At 43.1% G+C, this 21,024-nt stretch carries 20 protein-coding genes and 1 pseudogene; 18 read left to right on the top strand and 3 right to left on the bottom strand.

All coding sequences use genetic code 11. The features are described 5' to 3' along the window. Window positions 1-100: 100 nt before the first annotated feature. From J4N37_RS17145 to J4N37_RS17100, 9 genes and pseudogenes are all read left to right on the top strand, one after another. Window positions 101-1,438: a sensor domain-containing diguanylate cyclase gene (locus J4N37_RS17145; protein WP_252042875.1), complete on the top strand. Its 1,338-nt coding sequence runs from the start codon at window positions 101-103 to the stop codon at window positions 1,436-1,438. Window positions 1,439-2,054: 616 nt separating this feature from the next. Continuing rightward, window positions 2,055-2,159 (top strand): transposase family protein, encoded by a 105-nt coding sequence (locus J4N37_RS17140; RefSeq protein WP_353505825.1) that lies wholly within the window; start codon window positions 2,055-2,057, stop codon window positions 2,157-2,159. Window positions 2,160-2,171: 12 nt separating this feature from the next. Beyond that, the gene (locus tag J4N37_RS17135) at window positions 2,172-2,513 is read left to right on the top strand and encodes a transposase (RefSeq protein WP_353505835.1); all 342 of its coding nucleotides are present in this window, start codon (window positions 2,172-2,174) and stop codon (window positions 2,511-2,513) included. Window positions 2,514-2,858: 345 nt separating this feature from the next. Further along, a pseudogene (locus J4N37_RS17125) lies at window positions 2,859-3,374 on the top strand (nitroreductase family protein); the annotation flags it as partial. Between the two features lie 251 nt (window positions 3,375-3,625). After that, window positions 3,626-4,606: a chemotaxis protein gene (locus tag J4N37_RS17120; RefSeq protein WP_010452160.1), complete on the top strand. Its 981-nt coding sequence runs from the start codon at window positions 3,626-3,628 to the stop codon at window positions 4,604-4,606. A gap of 463 nt (window positions 4,607-5,069) precedes the next feature. Further along, window positions 5,070-5,792 carry a sulfite exporter TauE/SafE family protein gene (locus J4N37_RS17115; RefSeq protein WP_038887230.1) on the top strand — a complete coding sequence of 241 codons (723 nt, stop codon included), beginning with the start codon at window positions 5,070-5,072 and terminating at the stop codon, window positions 5,790-5,792. 83 nt (window positions 5,793-5,875) lie between these two features. Further along, window positions 5,876-6,781, top strand: coding sequence for an EamA family transporter RarD (gene rarD / locus J4N37_RS17110; protein ID WP_071234397.1), 906 nt, complete (start codon window positions 5,876-5,878; stop codon window positions 6,779-6,781). Between the two features lie 164 nt (window positions 6,782-6,945). Beyond that, on the top strand, window positions 6,946-7,332 hold the full coding sequence (locus J4N37_RS17105) for an MAPEG family protein (protein WP_038887234.1): 387 nt from the start codon (window positions 6,946-6,948) through the stop codon (window positions 7,330-7,332). Beyond that, complete coding sequence (locus tag J4N37_RS17100) at window positions 7,326-7,859, top strand: DNA mismatch repair protein (protein ID WP_088879166.1); 534 nt, start codon at window positions 7,326-7,328, stop codon at window positions 7,857-7,859. Before J4N37_RS17105 ends, J4N37_RS17100 begins: the two co-directional genes overlap by 7 nt. A gap of 436 nt (window positions 7,860-8,295) precedes the next feature. Here J4N37_RS17100 and J4N37_RS17095 read toward each other — a convergent pair whose 3' ends face one another. Further along, entirely contained in the window at window positions 8,296-9,675 is a 1,380-nt protein-coding gene (locus tag J4N37_RS17095; protein WP_252042873.1) for an endonuclease/exonuclease/phosphatase family protein, read from the bottom strand. A 350-nt stretch (window positions 9,676-10,025) separates the two neighbouring features. On the opposite strand from J4N37_RS17095, the gene J4N37_RS17090 reads away from it, so the two are divergent. Together J4N37_RS17090 and J4N37_RS17085 are read left to right on the top strand one after the other, a co-directional pair. Beyond that, on the top strand, window positions 10,026-12,134 hold the full coding sequence (locus J4N37_RS17090; protein ID WP_353505834.1) for a M4 family metallopeptidase: 2,109 nt from the start codon (window positions 10,026-10,028) through the stop codon (window positions 12,132-12,134). Between the two features lie 163 nt (window positions 12,135-12,297). After that, complete coding sequence (locus tag J4N37_RS17085; RefSeq protein ID WP_045384928.1) at window positions 12,298-12,612, top strand: DMT family transporter; 315 nt, start codon at window positions 12,298-12,300, stop codon at window positions 12,610-12,612. Between the two features lie 86 nt (window positions 12,613-12,698). On the opposite strand, the gene J4N37_RS17080 is transcribed toward J4N37_RS17085, so the two are convergent. Continuing rightward, window positions 12,699-13,601 carry a DMT family transporter gene (locus J4N37_RS17080; protein ID WP_252042871.1) on the bottom strand — a complete coding sequence of 301 codons (903 nt, stop codon included), beginning with the start codon at window positions 13,599-13,601 and terminating at the stop codon, window positions 12,699-12,701. 148 nt (window positions 13,602-13,749) lie between these two features. Here J4N37_RS17080 and J4N37_RS17075 point away from each other — a divergent pair, with 148 nt between their 5' ends. The 6 genes from J4N37_RS17075 to J4N37_RS17050 all read left to right on the top strand — a co-directional run bounded on the left by J4N37_RS17075 (window position 13,750) and on the right by J4N37_RS17050 (window position 18,736). Further along, the gene (locus tag J4N37_RS17075) at window positions 13,750-14,202 is read left to right on the top strand and encodes an NUDIX hydrolase (RefSeq protein ID WP_045384935.1); all 453 of its coding nucleotides are present in this window, start codon (window positions 13,750-13,752) and stop codon (window positions 14,200-14,202) included. Between the two features lie 20 nt (window positions 14,203-14,222). Then, window positions 14,223-15,071 (top strand): hypothetical protein, encoded by an 849-nt coding sequence (locus J4N37_RS17070; protein ID WP_045384938.1) that lies wholly within the window; start codon window positions 14,223-14,225, stop codon window positions 15,069-15,071. Between the two features lie 12 nt (window positions 15,072-15,083). Further along, window positions 15,084-15,644: a GNAT family N-acetyltransferase gene (locus tag J4N37_RS17065; protein ID WP_045384941.1), complete on the top strand. Its 561-nt coding sequence runs from the start codon at window positions 15,084-15,086 to the stop codon at window positions 15,642-15,644. A 65-nt stretch (window positions 15,645-15,709) separates the two neighbouring features. Next, window positions 15,710-16,120, top strand: a complete 411-nt coding sequence (locus J4N37_RS17060; protein WP_045384943.1) for a GNAT family N-acetyltransferase — start codon at window positions 15,710-15,712, stop codon at window positions 16,118-16,120. Window positions 16,121-16,248: 128 nt separating this feature from the next. After that, window positions 16,249-17,655 (top strand): coniferyl aldehyde dehydrogenase, encoded by a 1,407-nt coding sequence (locus J4N37_RS17055; RefSeq protein ID WP_252042869.1) that lies wholly within the window; start codon window positions 16,249-16,251, stop codon window positions 17,653-17,655. Window positions 17,656-17,758: 103 nt separating this feature from the next. Continuing rightward, window positions 17,759-18,736 carry a ribonuclease Z gene (locus tag J4N37_RS17050; protein ID WP_045384948.1) on the top strand — a complete coding sequence of 326 codons (978 nt, stop codon included), beginning with the start codon at window positions 17,759-17,761 and terminating at the stop codon, window positions 18,734-18,736. 87 nt (window positions 18,737-18,823) lie between these two features. Here J4N37_RS17050 and J4N37_RS17045 read toward each other — a convergent pair whose 3' ends face one another. Next, window positions 18,824-19,303 (bottom strand): aminoacyl-tRNA deacylase, encoded by a 480-nt coding sequence (locus J4N37_RS17045; RefSeq protein ID WP_009699021.1) that lies wholly within the window; start codon window positions 19,301-19,303, stop codon window positions 18,824-18,826. Between the two features lie 129 nt (window positions 19,304-19,432). Between J4N37_RS17045 and J4N37_RS17040 the strand changes: the two genes are divergently transcribed. Further along, window positions 19,433-20,974, top strand: a complete 1,542-nt coding sequence (locus J4N37_RS17040) for a glutamate synthase-related protein (RefSeq protein WP_045384951.1) — start codon at window positions 19,433-19,435, stop codon at window positions 20,972-20,974. Window positions 20,975-21,024: the final 50 nt, after the last annotated feature.

The following is a 21,024-nucleotide window of genomic DNA, read 5'->3' as shown; positions in this document are numbered from 1 at the left end:
CTTTGTTTACTATAGGTTATGTATGAAGCGTTGCTTTTAGGTATCATTGTTAAACATTGATAGGTATTCTTGTAGTAAATACGTTTGAGGAGGCATATTTTTGTTGAAAATAATTAGGTATGCAGTATTTGCAATTATACTTTATATGTTTTTTATGATTCTACTACAGAATGTATTGTCAAATAATATAATAGGTTCATTTAAAAATGATTTTAAGAGTTTTGAATCTGAATATTCCTTACTAAATAATTTAGCGTTTAAGTTGGATTCAAAGGAAATTTCGTTGGGAGGAGGTAAATTGAGTGATATCATCTCTCCTGAGAATGTGTATATTGACTCAAGTAAAAAATTAGATGAACTAACAATAGATATTAAATTGTTTAATTGGATGACTGAATTTGTCAATAATAGTTATGTATCAAATGGGGCAGTTATCTATGCGGTATATAAAGATTTGCCAGTTTTAATTAAGCAAAATAATCAAAACTTCATAAATGAGGGCTTTAATTTTAGTCATGAATCCTTCTTAGAACGGTGCAACATTTACGATTTTTGCTCATTTTTTAAAAATAATGGATTAGAAAATAGAAGGATTTTTTTCTCGAAACCATATAGAAGTAAGTACACGGATGATAGATTTGTAGTAACTTTATTTATGCCTGTTTATGATAGGAATGGAAAAGTTATAATGGACGTAGGTATCGACACTATTCTCACTGCGTTTGATACCGATAATTTCTCAATTGAATACTATGCAAGCTTTGCTGTTATAAAACCAAATTCAAATAGTCTTCTTGAAATGATTTTTGGGTCATTTAGCCGAGATTATATTTTTGAAATGCCAAATGGAAATAACTTAGAATTAAAGCTAACACTTGGATACTTCTTGGGGGAATATTATTATTTAATCGCAGTTTTTGTCTTGGTGATGTACTCAATAGAAAAAATAGGAGAACTTCGTAAGCAATTAAGAAAGACGATACATTTAGCGCACAGAGACAGTCTAACTGGTGTTTATTCACGGAACTATGTCGCTAGTGATGAGTTTTCGAAGTTGATTTCAGATGGAGGGGCTTTGATTTACATAGACGTTGACGGACTAAAAGTGGTTAATGATGAATTTGGGCATGAAGTTGGTAACGACTTGATCAAAGAAACAGCTACGTATGTTTGTAAAAACTTACATCGAAAAAGCGATATATTGGTCAGGATCGGTGGTGATGAGTTCATAGCTATTGTTCCCGGTTGTGATCAAAAATCAGGAGAGGTCATAATGAGTCGAATGCTTAACATCGATGGAGAAGTCTATAATCACCCCTTTGAATCAATATCTATTAGTACTGGTATGGCAATCTTTTCAGGCCCGGAAGATTTTGAGTCAGCTAAGGCCGAAGCGGATAAGAAAATGTATCAATTTAAGAAGAAACGTCGCAAGTAGTGGTCTTTTCTTTAGTTATCATAATTAGGCGCTATTGAAGCTTCTTTTCTGTCTTTTATCCCGTCGAGAGATACTGCGTTAATCGCGTTGAGATGTTAACTTGGGATGGTAGATAATTGAATGTAAATAGCCGTTTATTGTATATTTTTGCCTAACAATTTAAGTGTTAACACCATATTAGTAATACATTTCATTCGAATTTACTGTCAAGTAGTGGCACTCAATAAGAAAGGTTCATCGAGGATAAGCGGTAACCAAAACAAAAACGGTAGTAAGTGATAGAGTTTTATCGCCAAACGAAACGTACACAAACTGCCGTTTTCATGTCGAGTCATACTTTCCTACCTTAGTTCTGGGAAGGCAGTTACGTAGCAACGTCTCGTCAGGCCGTATCGCTTCTTACGTTTACCTAAAATCCAACTCTATTGCTAGATGTTCTTGTGGACTTCATGATCAAGCAATACACGAGTATCAGTTGTGTAGCGTGAAAGAAGTAACACTACTCGGAATGCCCGTAGAGTTGTTTGTTCAAACTCGCCGAATTAAGTGCAGTAAGGGTGGTATTAAGACCGAGTAACTATCTTGGTTAGAGCCTTACTTCCTTATCACGAATCGCTTGAGAAGCTATATCGAACAATTGCTGCCTCTTTTACCTATTAAACACATCGCCCAAATAACCGGAGTTAATTGGCACACAATAAAAGAGATAGATAAGCGTTGACTTCAACAAGTTATACTGCAAGTTAAATGGAGCGAACTAAGGCAACTCACTGAGGGCGAACTTGCCATTTTTAAGGGGTATCGTTATGCCATTGTCATTGCTGATACAGAGACACACCAGGTTATCTGGACGGGGCTAAACCACAGCTGTAAGAACATTTGGTCGTTCTTCGAACGGTTAGGTGAGTATTGTAGGAACATCGAGGAGGAAGGAATGGATATGTATACTGCTTTTGATCTTGAAGTTCAAGAGCATTGCCCAAATGTAAGTATCGCTGACGACTTGTTCTACGTAGTGGCTCAGTTTGGTCGTGAGGTTATGGATAGAGTCAGGTCGATCAAGCCAATAAGCTAAGGGTATTATTGAAAAATAGAGATAATTTAAATACACAACAGGATAGCTATCTAACTGACTAACTGAAATATTGAAGATAAATCGACCACTTATCTGCAGGGAGCGCAATTAAAAGAGCCGTGCGTTGTAAATCAGGACGTCAGGCAAAAAGCTTATGGAAGGAGTGGTGGGCTCAAGTGAATGAGAGTGGAATAACGCTGTCAAAAGAGCTTGCTCGAAAACTGCGCCCTTACCGTCATGAAATTAGTGCCTCAGCAATTTATCCGCTAAAGCATGATCAAGCTTCAGTGCTTAACCATTAATGCCAGATGATCCAGAGTATACGGTATTGGATCCTAACAGTAGCAAAATGCAGTGAAGTCGGCAAATGAATTAGTCGTATTTGTAGCAACGACCCATAACTGGAAAGAGCGCGCAAAGCGCAACGCAGAGACTGTGCGTCAAGCTTTCGAAGGCCGTGACGACGTTGCGGCCAAGCGCGCTCTAAAGTATTACGAAAAATTAATCCCGATGGTTTACAACAACGATGTGATTGGCTTCCGTGGCGCAGTTAGGAAGGTTTATAGTTGGTGGTTAGGACGCAGTAAACCAATGGTGCGAGAGGTCAGTAAATCAGATCTCCGTGTTTGTCTTCATAAAAGTGTTTCCCTTGCGGCAATGACGTTCATGTACGCGATGCGAGACAAAGGATACGATACATGTCCAATGGAAGGCTTCGACTCCAAGAGAGTAAAGGAGTTGCTGGGATTGCGTAGTAGTGATCAAATTACCATGGTGATCAGTTGTGGCGTGAGAATTCCTGAGGGTATTTATGGAGATCGACACCGCGTTGCAAATGAGTCGGTGGTTAAAACGCATTAATAGTTAAAGCTTTATAACTCTATGCCGATATATACGTAGAGCTTAATCTCTGCTAGTCAAACTAGGTGGAATTTGTCTAAAATGAGACCAAATTTCAATGCGATGCAGAGAAGTGTGCAGTAAGTATCCTTTTATTTATTTACAAAACCTATTGTAAGGACTAAAAAAGGAAACTTGGAAATATTGCTTCCAGATGTTTATGGGAGACATCGTTCATCTTGATCGATCTACAGCTTGGATAAAGTGGTTTTATGAGTAACGTAACCAGCACAATTTTGACAGAAAGTGGTACTAATGAACTTGAAATTATTGAGTTTCATTTAGAGAAAAAATTGCCTGATGGCACGACGAAGACATGCTATTACGGCATCAACGTAGCTAAGGTTCGAGAGGTTATTCGTGTACCAGAAACTACGGATTATCCTAACGCTCAGCCACATATGATAGGAGTATTCTCATCTCGTGAGGTGTTAACTCCCTTAGTTGATCTTGCTGGCTGGTTAGGTGTTCAAACTCGTCAAGATATTGAGCGTAAGTTCGTTATCGTGACAGATTTTAACAAGATGACCAATGGCTTCTTGATCGACAGCATCTCACGTATTCATCGAATTTCTTGGAATGATGTTGAGTCACCGAGCCAGTTCCTTGAAGCTGGTGAACAAGATTGTGTCGTGGCTGTTGTGCGTAAAGATGGCAACTTGATCATGATTCTTGATTTCGAAAAGATTATCGCAGATATCAACCCTGAACTGAGTATGGAAAAATACGATGTTACAGGTGATAAGTCTGTGGATCTTAACCAAAGAATGGTTGGCAAACGCAATAGCAAGACCGTTATGGTCGTGGATGACTCGGCGTTTATTCGCTCGCTAATTCAAGATACGTTAGCATCGGCAGGGTATAACGTTATAACCTGTAAAGACGGCGGTGAAGCTCATGAAAAATTGATGAGTTTGATTGAAGTTGCTAAAGAAGAAAACTTGCCAGTGAAAGAGCTACTGGATGCCGTTGTTACAGACGTTGAGATGCCGAGAATGGATGGTATGCACTTAGTTAAGCGCCTACGTGATACAGAAGCATTCAAGGAAATGCCTATTGTTATGTTCTCGTCTTTGATGAGTGAAGATAACCGAGCAAAAGCCCTTGCTCTTGGTGCAAATGATACCATTACCAAGCCAGAGATTGGCCGCATGGTGAATATGATGGATAAATACGTGTTTAATTTCACGTAAGTTCCAGAATAAATTAAAAGAGGCTGCCGATTGGCAGCCTTTCTTTTATTCAAGGTAAGGAAGAATTTTGAGCTCGCCACTTTTGTTTGCTGATTGAAGCCACCCATATAAAATACCGTATTGAATTATATTGGACTTGTTCGTGGAGCATAGGCTGTTGCAATCAGTATTGCATCAGGGCTTGAACCTGATGGATACCATAGAATCTTCTAATCTGAACCCAAACCATCAATGCCTGGAAACAGTATAGGTCAGTTCTGATTATCGGTATCTATTACAGTAACCGTATTAGCTACTTTCAATAGCGAGAAAAAGAAGAAGTGATTGAAGGCTGATCAGGAAATATTTTGATTGTTTTTTTAATAACTTTGATGAATTCTACACGGGGTGAGAAATTATTATTTATAAGTAATTTATATTTAATTAAATCTCCAATAACTACATCATATATAAGATAACGTCGATGGGTTTCGATTCTACTAATTTGCTTGCTATGGGACTGATATTCCTCGGTTCTTACGTACAAACTGCTATCGGTTTCGGCTTGGCTATTGTGGCTGCGCCCTTACTTATTCTTTGGGCTCCGGAATATGTGCCTGCTCCAATTTGCCTTGTTGCGTTATTTATTTCTTTGATGAATGCGATGAAGCATCGTAGCAGCGTTGAAATTGGCGGTTTAAAGATGGCGCTAATTGGTCGAATTCCTGGATCGTTAGCGGGTGGGGCGCTACTGTTTTTTGTTTCAACAGAAGCACTCACGCTTTGGATTGGTTTTCTTGTACTTTTTGCCGTGGCAGTCAGTGTTCTTCCATTTCGTATAGAGCCGACTCCGGGTCGTATGACGTTTGCTGGTTTCTTCTCTGGCTTATTTGGTACAAGTTCTGCAATTGGTGGACCTCCAATGGCTTTGTTGCTACAACATCAAGAAGCCAACCAGTTACGCGGTAACCTTTCTGCTTTCTTTGTTTTTAGCTCTATTATCTCGCTAGTGGTGCAAATTCCGGTTGGATTCTTCACACTTCACCATTTGGTGATCACTTTACCGCTTTTACCCGCGGGGGCTCTTGGTTACTGGTTAGCAATAAAAACAACGCAAACTCTACCAAAAGAAAAAATTCGCTTTGGCGCGCTGACACTCTGTTTTGTCAGCGGTATTACGGCAGTGATTCAAGGTCTAGCCCTGTAATAGCGGATCTTCGTTCTCAAATTCACTTTACAAACTTACTTTGCTCTATAGAATCGCGTCACTTTTTATTTGTCGAGTTAGTTATGAATAACAGTCGTTACGGCAATTTTATGGCTGCACTATCCTTCATTATTTGGGGATTGCTGCCTGTTTACTATCGCTTCCTGCCAAATGCGTCAATGGATGAGCTATTAGCGCTACGTATTATTGGTTCTGTGCCTGTAGGCTTTATTTTGGTGCTTGCAATTACTCGTCACAAGCCCAACTGGAATGTGATTTGGCAAGATAAAAAATCGCTTTGCTATACGTTTGTGGCGAGCAGCTTGATGTGTATCTCTTGGGTTGCGTTTACCTGGGCGTTAACGAATAACCGAGTCATTGATGCGAGTTTGGGTTTCTTCATTGGTCCCCTAATTTCGGTAGCTCTGGGAGTCTTCGTCTTAGGCGATAAGCTCTCAAAAGGGCAGTTTACTGCGATCCTATTGGTGACGGTTGGTGTGATGTACCAAGTGATTCAATACGGCCAGTTACCGTTAGTGGCTCTTACAATGGGGTTGTTCTTCTCACTTTATGGCCTGTTTAAGAAGAAAATTAAATTTGATTGGAGCACAACTTTATTTATAGAGGCTGTGGTTCTTACGCCTTTTGCGTTAGCGTATTTATTGATCAAGCAGTGGTCTGTAGGTGAGTTGACGTCTACGGTAGATATGACGACTTTCATGCTTTATTTAGGAAGTGCGCCAGTGACCATATTACCATTGATCTTCTACTCAATCGCGATTCGTATCACTAACTTGTCTACTGTTGGTCTGATGCAATACATTGAACCGAGCCTTCAATTCGTGTTGGCCGTGGTCTTTTTTGGTGAGTTGTTCGATAGTGTAAAAGCAGTGACTTTTGCCTTTATTTGGGTTGGTCTGTTGTTCACTATTTGTGAAGGCGTTGTAAAGCGATCGAAACGTAAAAAGTTGGCAAACCACTCACTTTAGTCAATTTCTTCTTTGGATTCATAGAGCTGGCTTATATAAGATATATACCCAAGTGATCCTCGCTCAACCAAGCATCTCACGGTTACTTGGGTATAGTTAGCCTCGAAAGAATGCTGGTACTGTGCAAGTGTTCGAACATAACAATATCTAAAGAAGGAAGTTTTATGATTACCGCTCTCTACGCGTCCGCTCTCGCTCTACTGCTCATCTGGCTTGCTTTTCAAGTCATAAAACAACGTCGCAGCAACAAAATCGCTTATGCGGATGGTGGTGTTGAGTCTCTGCAAATCGCTCGCAGTGCCCAAAGTAACGCCAGTGAATACATACCTATAACTCTGATTCTAATGGCCCTACTGGAATACAATGGTGCATCGGTTTTATGGATACATCTTGCTGGTATTGCTTTTGTTATTGGGCGTGTCATTCATGCCAGAGGAATATTAGCAGAAGACCTAAAAGGTCGAGTGACAGGGATGAAGTTAACCTTCTTTACTATGATTGGTTTAGTGGCTCTTAACTTAATCTATTTACCCTACGGAAACTTATGGTAAAAAAATCGACCTATTTACCTCCAGCATGGTCGCTTGTTCTTGTTGGATTAATACTCAACATTGCGGCAATTATTCTAACCAGTGTCGTGTTAGATAAATTGGGTAAAGAAACGGGACTACTCGCGGAGAAAAAGGCTGAGAACCTCTATTCGATACAGTTGGCTTGGGACAGCGTTGAAACGCTAGAAAGGAAGCGGGAAGTGTTGTTATTGCACTTACACCTTGCCCAGTTCGAATTGCCATCTGAAGAGGTGAGTCAAGTTTTACAAGGGCATTTGTCAGCTTGGACAGGTAAGAAAGTCAGTGCTATAAACGTCTCGCAATTATCGAATTTGATGTCGGAGATCAACCAAGCCCAGAGCAATGATAGAGAGCGAATCGACAGTTACTATCTAGAGAACTTAGAGATTAGCGAAGTGATGTCAACCTTGGAAGAAAAGATTGCTTGGTACAAAAGCATAGGCTTGTTTCTTCAGATATTTGGGTTAGCGCTTATTTTAGCTCGGGATCTTGCTCGTAAGCCGTAAGTTTTGCAAAGCAAGTAATTGCGATTTGCAAAGAGATGTTCGCATAATGCACTCAATTTAATGTAAAGGCAGGTGTTGTTAATTGAGTTTTACTGCAAGTGATTAAATAACAATTGGTTTTATTGCACCTGTAAGTTGGCACGGCGAATGCTGTAGTACTTATGACCCTTTTAAGCCGAGGGTCACCTAGCCAACTGACGTTGTTAGTGGACCAGATTGTTCACACGTATACACAGCCAATCACAAGTTTTGTGGTTGGCTTTTTTTTCACAATCAATTCACGTTTTAATTGTTACGGTTTGTGCTCTAATATTCGAGAGATCTGTGATAGCTTTTACCCGTATTCAAAATCTAGTTGGTAGTTTGAGTTCTGAACAATAAAAAGCCTCGGTATTAACCGAGGCTTTGTTGTATTTAAATGTAAGAACAACAGCGCTTAGAACTGAGCTTTAATCCAGATCATACGGTGGTCAGAAGATACATCTTTACCTTCTCCTGGGATCCCATTCCCATCAACATCAGCAATGCGCTTGTCAACGAACAAAGGGTAACCTTCTTCGTAAGATGCAGCCCAGTACACGCCAGAGCCCACGACCTCTAGGTTTGCTGATGGCAGCGCGTAGTCAACAGCAAGGCCGAATGTTGATGTGATGCGGTTTGGAATCGGGTGAGCTGAGTTGCTATCTACAGCATGCTCGGCTGCGCCAAAGCTAGTCGGGTAAAGTTCACCATTCATTACATTTTGGTTTACCAATGGATCATTATGGAATGCTTTCATGATTTCACTGAATCCGTCGCCATACAGTGGATCTAAGTTTTGGTCACCCATCATTACAAACTTAGCCCCCTCTGCCAGACCACCTTTGTTTCCAGCGTCATCGTAGAAGTATTCTTTGCCTTGTACATAGTGGTGCCAGAATTCAACTTCTGCGCCATTCTGTGCTTTGTTTTTACCTGTATCAAATACGGGAGGCGTTGGGTGAGACATTAACAGATGTATTACTTCATCGCCGTTTTCTGTAGGGACAATGATCGGTGCATCTACATGATTTTTGGATGATAAACGGATTTTTTCCCATTCATCAGCAGTGTACCAGTCATCACCGCAATCCATTCCCTCAGGAAATTTACTTGGGTCATCACATAGAATTATTTTTGGAATTTCGGCATTTTCCATGTCTTTCCATTTGAATTCTTGGAAAGTACGCGTGTTTTCTGTATCGATCTTGTATTTAGACATTAAAGCAAACGCATACTGGCCGTGGTAGAAACCAAAGCCCCACGCATCGCCAGGAAGTTGACCTGCGGTGCCGTTGTTGTCTAGGTCAAGGCCGCTGTTTAGGCCCGTGTTTGTTGAGTAAGATTCTGCGTAAGGGTATTCGATAGGCTCAAGGTTTGCATCGCCGCCTGCGCCTTCAAGGCTTTGTGCGATAGATAGGTAGTTTTTCTGGAAGCCTTCCAGCGCCACTTTATCTTCGCCAGTACCATCGTTGTTGAACTCTGCCATCATTAGCACGTCAGGACGGTTTTTCTGAATAATAGCTGCCACGTTACGGATTTGAATGACTTTTTCAGCCATTGTTTTATCTTCATCTGCGATGGTGCCATCAAGGTAAGCGGTGACAAGTTCCGTTTGTTTTGCTGGCTCAACTTGCATTTCTGCTACAAGGTCTTCAAACGTACTGCGATCAAAAGAAAGGTTATAAGTGGCGATCTTTACGTCTTGAGGTTGAACATATTTGATATCGTCATCATCACAGCCAGTTAAGAGTGCTGCGCCAATAAGGAGAGCTAAGGGAGTTTTGAAATGTTTCATGGGTATGTCATACCTTATAATTGGATTCGCGCAAATACTAAAGTTATCAGTAGCTTTTGTAAGCGATCTTCATCACACAATCGATTGCGTATTTGCATATGTAACCAGTTTATTTGTGATTTGTGAGGCGAATGCATCGTTTTCAACACCAGAAGGTTATATTCAAACTGTTAAATATCGATGATTAAGTGATTTGATTAACATGAAATCATTGGGTGGATTTATTGAAACCGCCAACTAGAATCACTATAGATAACCACTCAAATAACTACAAAATAACGCTATTAATACGTAGACGTTTAACTCTGTCAGGTTGGCTGTGCTCAGTTAATAAGACCGGGGATCAAATGATGGAAACAGTAGCACCTCATCGTTACAGAGTTGTCGCGATGACAATCCTTCTCTCAGCAATATGTTTTTCACCTTATTCTTTTTCCGCAAAACCAGAAAGATTAGAAAATAACCATGGATATCTCGTTGCTCTAGAAAAGCGCAATCAGTCTTCAACCCAAAATGTCGGTAAGGCTTTGGGGCTTCAAAAAGAGCATAACGTAGAGAAAATTCAATCCAACCAAGGAAAAAATGGCTACCTGCATACCCGCTACAGGCAAACGTACAAAGGCATACCATTATGGGGGAAGCAGATTGTTGTTCACCGAGATAACAATGGCAAAATACAGCGAATCAACGGGACGTTGGTTAAAGACATCACTAGTGATATTTCCAATGTGTCACCATCGCTTAAAGCGGCAGAAGCAAAGGCCAGCGTTCAAAAACAATTTGTCTCAGATGGCTATCAGATTGAAGACCAAAAGCAGGCGTTAACCATCTACGTTGATAACAATAATGTTGCTCATTTGGCTTATGAGATTCGCTTTTTTGCCGACTCTGAAAATGCTCATAAACCGACAAGGCCAACGTTTTTAGTTGATGCGCACACTGGCAAAATTTTGCATCAGTATGAAGGATTAGCCCATGCCAGTGCTGATGGTCCCGGCGGAAACCTCAAAATTGGTGAGTATCAATACGGTGTTGATTACGAATCGTTAAATGTCCAGCAATCTGGCAGCACTTGTATTATGGATATCGATGGTGTGGTCAAGACAGTCAACTTGAATGGCCGCACTTCAGGCAGCACTCATACATTTACTTGCCCAACTAATACTGTAAAGCAAATCAATGGTGCTTACAGCCCTCTTAATGATGCCCACTATTTCGGTAAAGTCGTGTACGACATGTACCGAGATTGGCTGGGTATCGCACCATTGACTTTCCAATTAGAGATGCGCGTCCACTACAGAAAACGTTATGAAAATGCCTTTTGGAATGGCTCTAGCATGACCTTTGGCGATGGCGATACTTATTTTTATCCGCTTGTGAGTTTGGACGTTTCTGCTCATGAGGTCAGCCATGGTTTTACGGAACAAAATTCGAACCTCATTTATTCTGAACAATCGGGTGGTATCAATGAAGCGTTTTCAGATATTGCTGGTGAGGCCGCTGAGTTTTATTCACGAGGCAGCAATGATTGGAAAGTCGGTTATGACATTCGCAAATCCGCTAACGGCGCGTTGCGATACATGGACAATCCGCCTCTAGACGGACGCTCAATCGGTCATGCTTCCGACTATGTCAGTGGTATGGATGTGCATTACTCGAGTGGGGTGTTTAACAAGGCGTTTTATTTACTTGCAACCGAATATGGTTGGGGGACACAAAAAGCCTTTGTGACTTTTGCTTACGCAAACCAGAACTATTGGACGCCTGATGCGACTTATGATTCAGCTGCTGCTGGTGTGTTAGCTGCTGCACAAGCGCTAGGTTATTCGGGTACGGACATTACTAATGCATTCGCACAAGTTGGGGTCTCTACAAGCGGCGGTGTTGTTGAACCACCAGTGACATCTTGTGATATCACGGTACTGGCAAATGGTGTAGGGTCGTCGGTTGACTCTGCTTCGACAGGTCAATGGCGTTGTTTCACCATTGATGTGCCAAGTGGAGTAACAGACCTTAATGTCGTGACTTCGGGCAGTAATGGCGATGCCGATTTATACGTTAAGTTGGGCAGTGCGCCTTCAGAATCGGATTGTGATTGTCGCTCTTATAGTAGTAACAGCAATGAGAGTTGTACCTTAGCATCACCAAGTACAGGTATGTGGCACATTGGTGTTTATGCTTATGCGGCATACAGTAATCTTTCTGTGACAGCAACCTACGTTGAGGAGGAAGCGCCGCCGCCACCTCCACCAGAAAGTGATGTGACAACGACCTCGACAAACAACGGTAAAACGTGGACTGCTCGAGTCACTGGTTCGGGATTGATGGAGGGCTATTGGTCTCTTGGCGATGTATGTAAATCTGATACTGAGTGTGTATTGAGTGGCATTCCGAAGAAAACCAGTTCCGTTAACTTTACCCTGAGTGATGGTCGAGTCTTTACAATACTGAAACCATAGACGTTGCTGTCGATCTCAAAGGCTCTGATACTGTTCAGAGCCTTTTTGTTTCTGTGTTTTTTGTATTTAGTCTTTTGGTTATAATGCGCGCTCACAAGAAGTGAGGACGACCTCACCGCTCTCCTCACGATCGGGGACGACCCCAATCATTTGGAATCTCTCAATGGCTTGGGCAGTTCTTTTTCTTGCAGGTCTATGCGAAGTCGCATGGGCAGTTGGGCTCAAATACACCGAAGGTTTTAGTAAGCTTGCACCATCTGCATTCACTATTGGGTTTATGGGGTTAAGCTTTTGGTTACTGGGTATCGCGCTTAGAACGTTACCGCTAGGTGTGGCTTATGGAGTTTGGGTCGGTATTGGCGCGATAGGTACCGCAATTGCCAGTATCTATTTATTTGATGAACCAGCGACGTTAATTAAGCTTATCAGTTTACTGCTCATTGTTGCAGGTATCGCGGGTTTGAAGTTCGCAGCTTAACCTTTGAATCACAGGTGAAAGAAAAGCCAGAGTTCTGCTCTGGCTTTTGCTATTTGAATGATGAGAAGCCCTAAGCATGTGAGAGTTTACGAGCGCTTTCTCATAAACAGTACTAGATGTTGACCAAAGACATTAATTAGAGCTCCCGTTACAATCAATGCGCCGCCTAAGTATGTCCATGCGGAAGGCAGTTCACCAAAGAAGACGATACCCAACATGATAGAAAATATGATCTGAACGTATGAGTAAGCTGAGGCTTTCCCGGCTTCCTGCGTTTGCATTGCCTTCGTTAATCCTAGTTGCCCGACCTGAGTAAATACACCGACCAAAACGAGCATCATGGTTAGATACAAATCTGGCATGACGAATTGATCTCCAATCAAAAGAATCGATGTAGGCAATGCCACTAAAGGAAAGTAAAAGATGATGACGGAGCTGTCTTCGGTCTGGCTTAGCTTACGCACGATTACATAGGCGATAGAGCTACCAAACGCACCTAAGAGAGCGATCATCACACTGAACATTGGTAAGGCATGCTCCGCGTCTGGACCGGTTTCCGGTCTCACCATGACATAGACCCCGAGTAAACACAGGGCGATACAAATAAACGTAGAGAATTGGATACGTTCTTTAAGGAAGAAAACGGCAAGTAAGGCAGTAAATACTGGGTGGATATACTGAAAAATGGTCGCTTCAGCTAATGGTAGCGTCGTAACAGAATAGTACACACACATCAAAGCCATGGTTCCAACGGCACCGCGAGCAAAGAGCAAGGGCTTATTATTGCCCCAAACAGAAATGCCTTTGCGTTTCACATCGAGATAGCTGATCACGAGCGAAACCAGAGCCCTAGCAGCTACGATTTCAAATACAGGTATACCGTGTAAGCTAACGTGCTTTACCGTTGCGGACATCAGTGCAAAACCAAAAGCGGACAGCACCATAAAGCGCACGCCAATCGGAACCATTGAGTTGAGTGAGTTAGGCATCTTACTGCTCGTTTATTGCGGGAGATCGCACTTTAGCACACTAAACTCACAAAAAGATCAGCACCTTGTGATTAAGCCCCCTTATCCGCATGATACAAGGTAGACTGTCCCGTTCTGATTGAAAACAATAAATCTATAAGGAAAATGCATGATTCCTATTCAAGCAACGCATGTGTCTGGTGTGGTGATTTCTGAGTTCGACGGCATAAAGAAAATGCTGTTGCTAGAGCGAGTGAAAGGTGACTATTGGTGTCATGTCGCTGGTGGCGTCGAAGAGGGCGAAGCGGGTTGGCAAACCATCGTACGAGAGCTTAAGGAAGAAACACAAATCGAAGATGTCGAGCTTCATAGCGCAGACTTTCTCGAACAGTTTTATGAGGCGCACAAGAATCGAATCATGGTTATCCCTTGCTTTGTTTTGTTCTGTAAGCCGAATCAAGCGGTGACGCTAAATCATGAGCACACTGACTACCGCTGGTGCACGTTGGAAGAAGCAAAACAGCTCGCGCCATTTGCTAACCAGCACCAGCTCTACGAGCACGTCTGGAAGAACTACGTAGAAAGTGAACTCACGCCATTCACTTTGATTAAGCAAAGTTAATATAGATGGAAGGATATCAAATGAATCAAGCTGCTCAAGCTCGTATCGAGTTTGCTCTACAATTGGTTGAGACCCTTCCAAAAGAAGCGCTCGATTGTGTCCTTATTGGCGGCTCTGTTGCGAAAGGTTGGCCTGATGACTATTCCGATCTAGAGCTATGTCTATGCTGGAATGAAGTGCCAAACAAGCCACTCAGGGAATCGATATTTGAATCTTGGGAAGGAAAAAACGCACTATACGAATCAGACACTACGAGCACTATTTTCGAAGACAATGTATTTTGCGATGGTTTACAAGTTGACGTTTGGCATTGCTTAACGAGCGAAATTGAGACAGTTGCGCACTCCCTTATGACTGATGGAGTCAGTGATGCGAAACTGGAAATGTTGTGGGTGCTGGAAAATGGCGTTGTATTGAAACCTTCTAGTTGGCTTACTAACTTTCAAGCTTCCCTCAAGTATTCAGAGTCAGCGCAGCAATCTGTTATCGAGCGTCACTTGCGTGCCATCTGTTCACCTGATTTGATGCTGTTTGCTCGACGAGGTGACCTACCGCGCTATTATGGTTTAGTTGCCGGGATACAAAAACGAGTATTGTTGGTTTTATATGCGCTGAATACTCGTTTCTCCAAAGGTACAAAATATGCTGAAATTGCCTTAAGGGATCTATCGTTACAGCCTGAACAATGTTGGCAAAGGTTTGAGTGGAGTTATTCGCAGGCACCAGAGCAATCAGCTGAAATAATGAATGGATTGATAGAGGAATTAACGCAGCTAGCACTCCAACGATTCCCGAACCTTAACTTAAAAACTGGCGTACCCGACGCGTATTATCGACGTCAAGCGTGGTCAAAAAATCGAGCTAACTAGCGCGGAATCATTATGTATCAAGGTTATGAACAACATAAGGCACTGCAAATTTCGGAGCGTATTTCCATTGAACCTTTGCTGACTAAGCATGCAGCTATCTTACTCTCGGCGGTTAATGAGAGTCGGGAGAGTTTAGCTCAATACCTACCTTGGACAGATTGGGTCACGAACCGCAGGGAAGCAGTTGCGTATGTTTCCCAGCGAATTAATTCAAATGCACTTGATGCCTATTGGTTCGCGTTAAACTTAAATCAAGAGTTCGTAGGAGTGCTTGGCATTAAAGGTGTCGAGACACAAAGCAAAGTGACTGAGATTGGATATTGGTTGGCAGAGAAAGGGCGTGGTCATCAAATTATCGATCTTGTCTTGATGACGTTAGTGCCACTGATTCAAGAGAGAGGCAATGCTAACGTTATCCAGTTCCATTGTATGGAAGACAATATACCAAGCATCAAAATTGCAGAACGTGCTGGTGCGATATTAAAGGAATACGTTGAACATGATTTTGAAACCCTAGATTCTTCTCAACGACTGGGTATTTATGAGCTGGATCTGGCTACAATAAGTAATTGAAAATAGTAGCTTAAAATTCGTTGTGGCGATATAAAGGGATGAGTGAGCTGGAAAGGAAAAGAGCAATGGAAATAAGCATTCATACCATCACTTGGCAAGATGCGATGCCAATTCGCCATCAAGTACTATGGGCAAATAAACCCATCGAACATTGCCAAGTAGAAGGTGACGAGGAAGCGGAGCATTTTGGCGCATTCGTCGACAACGTATTGGTGGGGGTGGCGTCGATATACCGAGATGACAATCAAGCTCGATTGCGCAAGTTTGCCATCTTGCCTGAGTATCAAGGGCAGGGTATTGGTTCGTCCATGATTCGATGTGTGTTAGAAAGCTTTAAGTTTTCACCTGTTGAGTATTTCTGGTGCGATGCGAGAGAATCGGCCTTGGCTTTCTACGAAAAGTTTGGGATGCAAGTTGAAGGTGAGCGCTTCTACAAATCTGACGTTCCTTATTACAAAATGAAGCTTGCGCTTTAACCAAAATAAATCTGAGTTTGAACTCTAATTTCCTTAGTGCGTTAATAGTCAGAATGTTGCCCTTATGTTAACTTTGAATCGTACATAAGTGCGACATTGGCCTTTATCGGGTGCACAAGGAGAAAAACATGAATGCGATCGTCGAAGTTGGTCAACTGCTGCAACAAAAATTGGATAAGCTCAAAGCCGCATACAATGCTGAGCCTTATCCAGTTTTAGAGGTAAGAAAGCAAAAGCTGAACCTTCTTAAGCAGACTATTTTGAATAACCAGCAAGCGCTGGTGGAAGCTTTAAGCGCCGACTTTGGTTACCGCTCTGAATTTGATACGGCAATGACGGATGTATTGCCGACGGTTGCCCAAATCAATTACACCCTAAAACGCCTCAATAAATGGTGTAAGCCAAGTCGTCGTCATGCAGGTTTGTTGCTTGCGCCTTCTAAAGTCACCGTTGAATACCAACCGGTTGGCGTGGTTGGCATCATCTCTCCTTGGAACTTCCCAGTCATTCTTAGTTTATCGCCATTAGTGACTGCGCTTGCTGCGGGTAACCGAGTGATGATGAAACTTTCCGAATTCACCCCTATGACCAACAAAGTGATTTCTGAGATTTGTCGAGCTTTACCTGAAGATGTTGAAGTCGTAGAAGGCGAAGCGGAAGTTGCTCAAGCGTTCAGCAAGTTGCCATTTGATCATCTGCTGTTTACCGGCTCAACCAATGTTGGTCGCGCGGTTGCTCGTGCTGCAGCGGAAAATTTAACCCCAATTACGTTGGAGCTCGGTGGTAAATCTCCAGTCATCGTGGCGGATGACGCTAACTTGAATAAGGCGGTTGATGCGATTCTATTTGGTAAATGCATCAATGCTGGACAAATCTGTGTTGCACCAGATTATGCCTTTGTACCAGAGGGAAGAATCAACGAGTTTGTCGTGCTGTTCCTACAACGTTTTGAAGCGCTGTACCTCAAAGGCCAGAACGACCAAGGCTTTACTCATATCATCAATCAGCGACAGTACGACCGCTTAAAAGCAGTATTGGAAGATGCCAAAGCCAAGGGCGCAGAAATACATACCGTGTCCGAGACGAGCGCAGAGGGTCGACTATTGTATCCGCATCTAGTGACCAATGTTTCGGAAGAGATGACCATTATGCAGGAAGAGATTTTTGGTCCTCTCATGCCAATCAAGCCCTACCGTGACATTCAAGAGGTCATCGACTACATCAACCAGAATCAACGTCCACTTGCTCTATACATCATGTCAGAAGACAAGAGTGTTATTGATCGAATTACCCGTAATACCCACAGTGGCGGGGTTGGGGTGAATGACACGATTTTGCACGTCGGTGCGGAAGACGCGCCATTTGGTGGTATTGGTGAATCTGGTATCGGTCACTACCATGGCGAGGAAGGTTTTAGAACCTTTAGTCATGCCAAAACTGTTCTAAATACACCAACGTGGTTACCTCGTGTGGGTATGTTGATGGAGCGTCGTGGCATGGCAATAAAAGCATTACAAAAGTTGTTTATGAGGTGAGTCGTACGCTTCGGAACTTCACTCATCAAAGCCGTCGGTAGGACGGCTTTTTCAATTCATGTAAGTTAAAATAATGGTAGTTAATGGAGTATTGAATAGGCATATGGAGCTGTATTTCTTAGGGACGTCTTCTGGAGTTCCAACAAAATCCCGTAATGTTTCTGCGACTGCTTTGCTGGAGAGCAAGGGGAAAGGGTGGTTTCTAGTTGACTGCGGAGAGGCGACTCAACACCAGTTGCTCCACACTCCGTTATCACTTAATTATTTACAAGCCATCTGTATTACTCATATTCACGGTGACCATTGCTATGGCTTACCGGGTTTGCTCGCCAGTGCGGGTATGAATAACCGTAAAGATCCTCTGACGATCATTGCCCCAGAGGGGATTAAACAGTGGCTTGAAGCGACTCAAGCGTTCACCAAACTCTATCTGCCATTTGAACTTCACTTCATCGAAGTAGAGCAGTTTGATTCGATTGAAATTGGTCAGTTTACGATTACCGCAACTGCACTTTCGCATCGCGTTCCTAGCTTTGCTTACTGTTTTGAAGAGTCAACTATTCGAATGTATCCAGACATCGATAAGCTTGAACAATTGAACATACCGAGGGGACCTATCTGGGGAGAACTTGTCCGTGGCAATGATGTCGAGTACCAAGGGCAAACCCTAATGAGTAAGGCGTTTACTAAGCTTGCGCATCCACCGAGAAAAGCGATCATTTGTGGTGATAACGACACCCCAGAGAAGCTCGATAGTCTAATTGAAGGCGCGCATCTGTTGGTACACGAATCAACGTACTCAGAAGCGATGAAAGAGCGAGCGGGAGAAGTTGGTCACGCCTATTCCTCACAAGTCGCCAGTTATGCGCAGGCAAAACAAGTTCCGAGCTTGATTCTCACTCACTTTAGTCTTCGCTATCAATTTAGCCCTGAAGCGGAAGTCTCGATCGAGCAGATCCGGAAAGAAGCTCAAACCGATTACTCTGGTCATCTTTTTCTTGCTCACGATCTCGCGCATTATCGAATTGACAGGGCGGGTTTGGTTGAGGAGGTTAAAGACGCTGAAGATAAGAACGAATAAAGGCTCTTGTCGCGAAAGCAATTTAAAATGAAATCGTCACAACAAGAGCCAACATGTTCTAGATACCGCATTCATTGCAGCGTAAGACTAATGAAATACCTGACTACTAAAGCGTAGAAAACGACTTTCTCCCATCAGTTCACGGAACGCTTCTTTATCCAACTTAATCAAGGTTTCGTGATCGCCTGCTTCCAAATACACATGCTCTAAATTGGCGAGCATTTCATCGCAAATGGTTGCCATGTGATAAGCGCTACCCACTGGAGGTATCGCACCGTTATCGCAATCGGTAAACAAACGATAGACTTCTCTTTCTTTGATTAGATGGAAAGAGGCGTTGAGCTCGTCATTCAATCGAGACAAGCTGATTTTATTATTCGCAGGCAAGACAGCCATCATATGACGACCTTGGTGATCTTCCAAAATCACGCCTTTTGCCAAGTTATTGAGAGGGATACCCGCTGCAACACCGCTTTGCAGCGAACTATTACTATGACTGTGATTCACGGTTTGAAAGTGAATATGGTGCTCAGTCAAATAGTGGTCGAGCCGGGTTGACATGGTCATGTTAGCCTCCAGAGTGTTGAGACCCACATAAAGTATAGGTAAATCTCTATTCCCCTGACGCTTTACTTGAGCTGTTCTACGCTTACTTAAAGCCAACCACAGAGTATGGCATTGAAAAAGGGAAGCAAAATGAGCAAACCAGTAATAGCGGATAACAAACCCATCAAAGTTGAGCTTGTGCAAGGGCAAGAATATTCCTTTTGTCGATGCGGGCGATCTAAGAACCAACCTTATTGTGATGGCTCCCACGCCGGAACCGATTTTAAACCCATGAGCTTTGTCGCTGAAAAGGATGAAGATGCGTATCTGTGTCAGTGTAAGCACACCGCAAATGCGCCTTTCTGCGATGGGACGCATAAGCAGTTCACCTCTGAGCGAGTAGGGCAAGAAGGTCCGGGTATCCAAGCGGGACATAACGAGATCCCAATTGCAGTGGCGACGCAAGAAGAACCCACGGTTGAGTTTATTCACCAACTGGCAAGAGAAGGGCTGTCAAAGTTAGGGCATCATGGACCGATGACGGCGATGGGTGTGCCGAGAGACCAATTGCCCCATTGGGATGACCTGCAAATGATGGTCGCACAAATGGCAACCAAACCTCTGATGGAGGATGTGCCAGTCAAAACTGAATTGGTAATTGGTCCGAAAGCGAAGAAGCCGCTGGTACTAAAAATTCCATTGTTTGTCTCTGACATGAGCTTTGGTGCGTTATCAGAAGAAGCCAAAATCTCACTCGCGAAAGGTGCGGAGTTAGCCGGAACCGGAATTTGCTCTGGAGAAGGTGGCATGTTGCCAGAAGAACAAGCGGCGAACTCGCGTTATTTCTATGAACTGGCGAGTGCGCAATTTGGTTACGACGAATCTAAGTTGCTCAATGTTCAAGCCTTGCACTTTAAAGGTGGGCAGGGAGCAAAAACAGGGACTGGTGGTCATCTTCCAGCCAATAAAAATGTGGGTAAAATATCGCAAGTACGTGGCATTCCCGAAGGGCAATCTGCGATTTCACCACCGACGTTTAAAGATCTGCATACCCCAGAAGATTTTAAAAAGTTTGCAGATCGGGTACGGGAAGTGACAGGTGGTATCCCAATTGGATTCAAGCTCAGTGCAAACCATATCGAAGAAGATATTCAGTTCGCACTTGATGCCAGTGCGGACTACATCATTTTGGATGGTCGTGGAGGAGGCACGGGCGCAGCGCCTGCTATGTTCCGTGATCACATCAGCGTGCCAACCATTCCCGCTCTCGCTAGAGCAAGGCGTTATCTGGATGCACAAGGCATGAGTGACCGCGTCACGTTAATTGTCACGGGTGGACTGCGTGTTCCAATGGACTTTGTAAAAGCGATGGCGCTCGGTGCAGATGGCGTTGCGATTTCTAACAGTGCAATGCAGTCGATAGGTTGTGTAGCCGCGAGAATGTGCAATACCAACAATTGTCCAGCAGGCATTGCAACGCAAAAAGCCGACTTAAGACAGCGGTTGAATGTGGATAAAGCCTCAGTTCAATTGAAGAACTTCTTTGAAGCCTCGGTTGAGTTGATGCAAGTGATGGCAAGGGCGTGTGGCCACGATGATCTCAGCAAGTTCAATCAACACGACCTCGCCACTTGGAATCGCGATATGGCGTTGCTTTCTGGGGTGAAATACGCAGGCGTAGACAAGCCTTAACGTTTCTCTTGCTCTGATTCGTGCCTGTTTTACTGTGGCTGCAATTTGTA

The sequence above is a fragment of the Vibrio sp. SCSIO 43153 genome, assembly GCF_023716625.1.
Classification (GTDB): Bacteria; Pseudomonadota; Gammaproteobacteria; order Enterobacterales; family Vibrionaceae; genus Vibrio; species Vibrio rotiferianus.
This window is presented reverse-complemented; position numbering and strand designations above follow the sequence as displayed.

Coding starts and splice junctions, on each gene's coding strand:
- J4N37_RS17085 (WP_045384928.1), top strand. CDS start 12,298: ATGGCTTGGGCAGTTCTTTTTCTTGCAGGTCTATGCGAAGTCGCATGG.
- J4N37_RS17060 (WP_045384943.1), top strand. CDS start 15,710: ATGGAAATAAGCATTCATACCATCACTTGGCAAGATGCGATGCCAATT.
- J4N37_RS17120 (WP_010452160.1), top strand. CDS start 3,626: ATGAGTAACGTAACCAGCACAATTTTGACAGAAAGTGGTACTAATGAA.
- J4N37_RS17090 (WP_353505834.1), top strand. CDS start 10,026: ATGGAAACAGTAGCACCTCATCGTTACAGAGTTGTCGCGATGACAATC.
- J4N37_RS17050 (WP_045384948.1), top strand. CDS start 17,759: ATGGAGCTGTATTTCTTAGGGACGTCTTCTGGAGTTCCAACAAAATCC.
- J4N37_RS17080 (WP_252042871.1), bottom strand. CDS start 13,601: ATGCCTAACTCACTCAACTCAATGGTTCCGATTGGCGTGCGCTTTATG.
- J4N37_RS17070 (WP_045384938.1), top strand. CDS start 14,223: ATGAATCAAGCTGCTCAAGCTCGTATCGAGTTTGCTCTACAATTGGTT.
- J4N37_RS17055 (WP_252042869.1), top strand. CDS start 16,249: ATGAATGCGATCGTCGAAGTTGGTCAACTGCTGCAACAAAAATTGGAT.
- J4N37_RS17040 (WP_045384951.1), top strand. CDS start 19,433: ATGAGCAAACCAGTAATAGCGGATAACAAACCCATCAAAGTTGAGCTT.
- J4N37_RS17045 (WP_009699021.1), bottom strand. CDS start 19,303: ATGACCATGTCAACCCGGCTCGACCACTATTTGACTGAGCACCATATT.
- J4N37_RS17105 (WP_038887234.1), top strand. CDS start 6,946: ATGATTACCGCTCTCTACGCGTCCGCTCTCGCTCTACTGCTCATCTGG.
- J4N37_RS17075 (WP_045384935.1), top strand. CDS start 13,750: ATGATTCCTATTCAAGCAACGCATGTGTCTGGTGTGGTGATTTCTGAG.
- J4N37_RS17115 (WP_038887230.1), top strand. CDS start 5,070: ATGGGTTTCGATTCTACTAATTTGCTTGCTATGGGACTGATATTCCTC.
- rarD (WP_071234397.1), top strand. CDS start 5,876: ATGAATAACAGTCGTTACGGCAATTTTATGGCTGCACTATCCTTCATT.
- J4N37_RS17100 (WP_088879166.1), top strand. CDS start 7,326: ATGGTAAAAAAATCGACCTATTTACCTCCAGCATGGTCGCTTGTTCTT.
- J4N37_RS17065 (WP_045384941.1), top strand. CDS start 15,084: ATGTATCAAGGTTATGAACAACATAAGGCACTGCAAATTTCGGAGCGT.
- J4N37_RS17095 (WP_252042873.1), bottom strand. CDS start 9,675: ATGAAACATTTCAAAACTCCCTTAGCTCTCCTTATTGGCGCAGCACTC.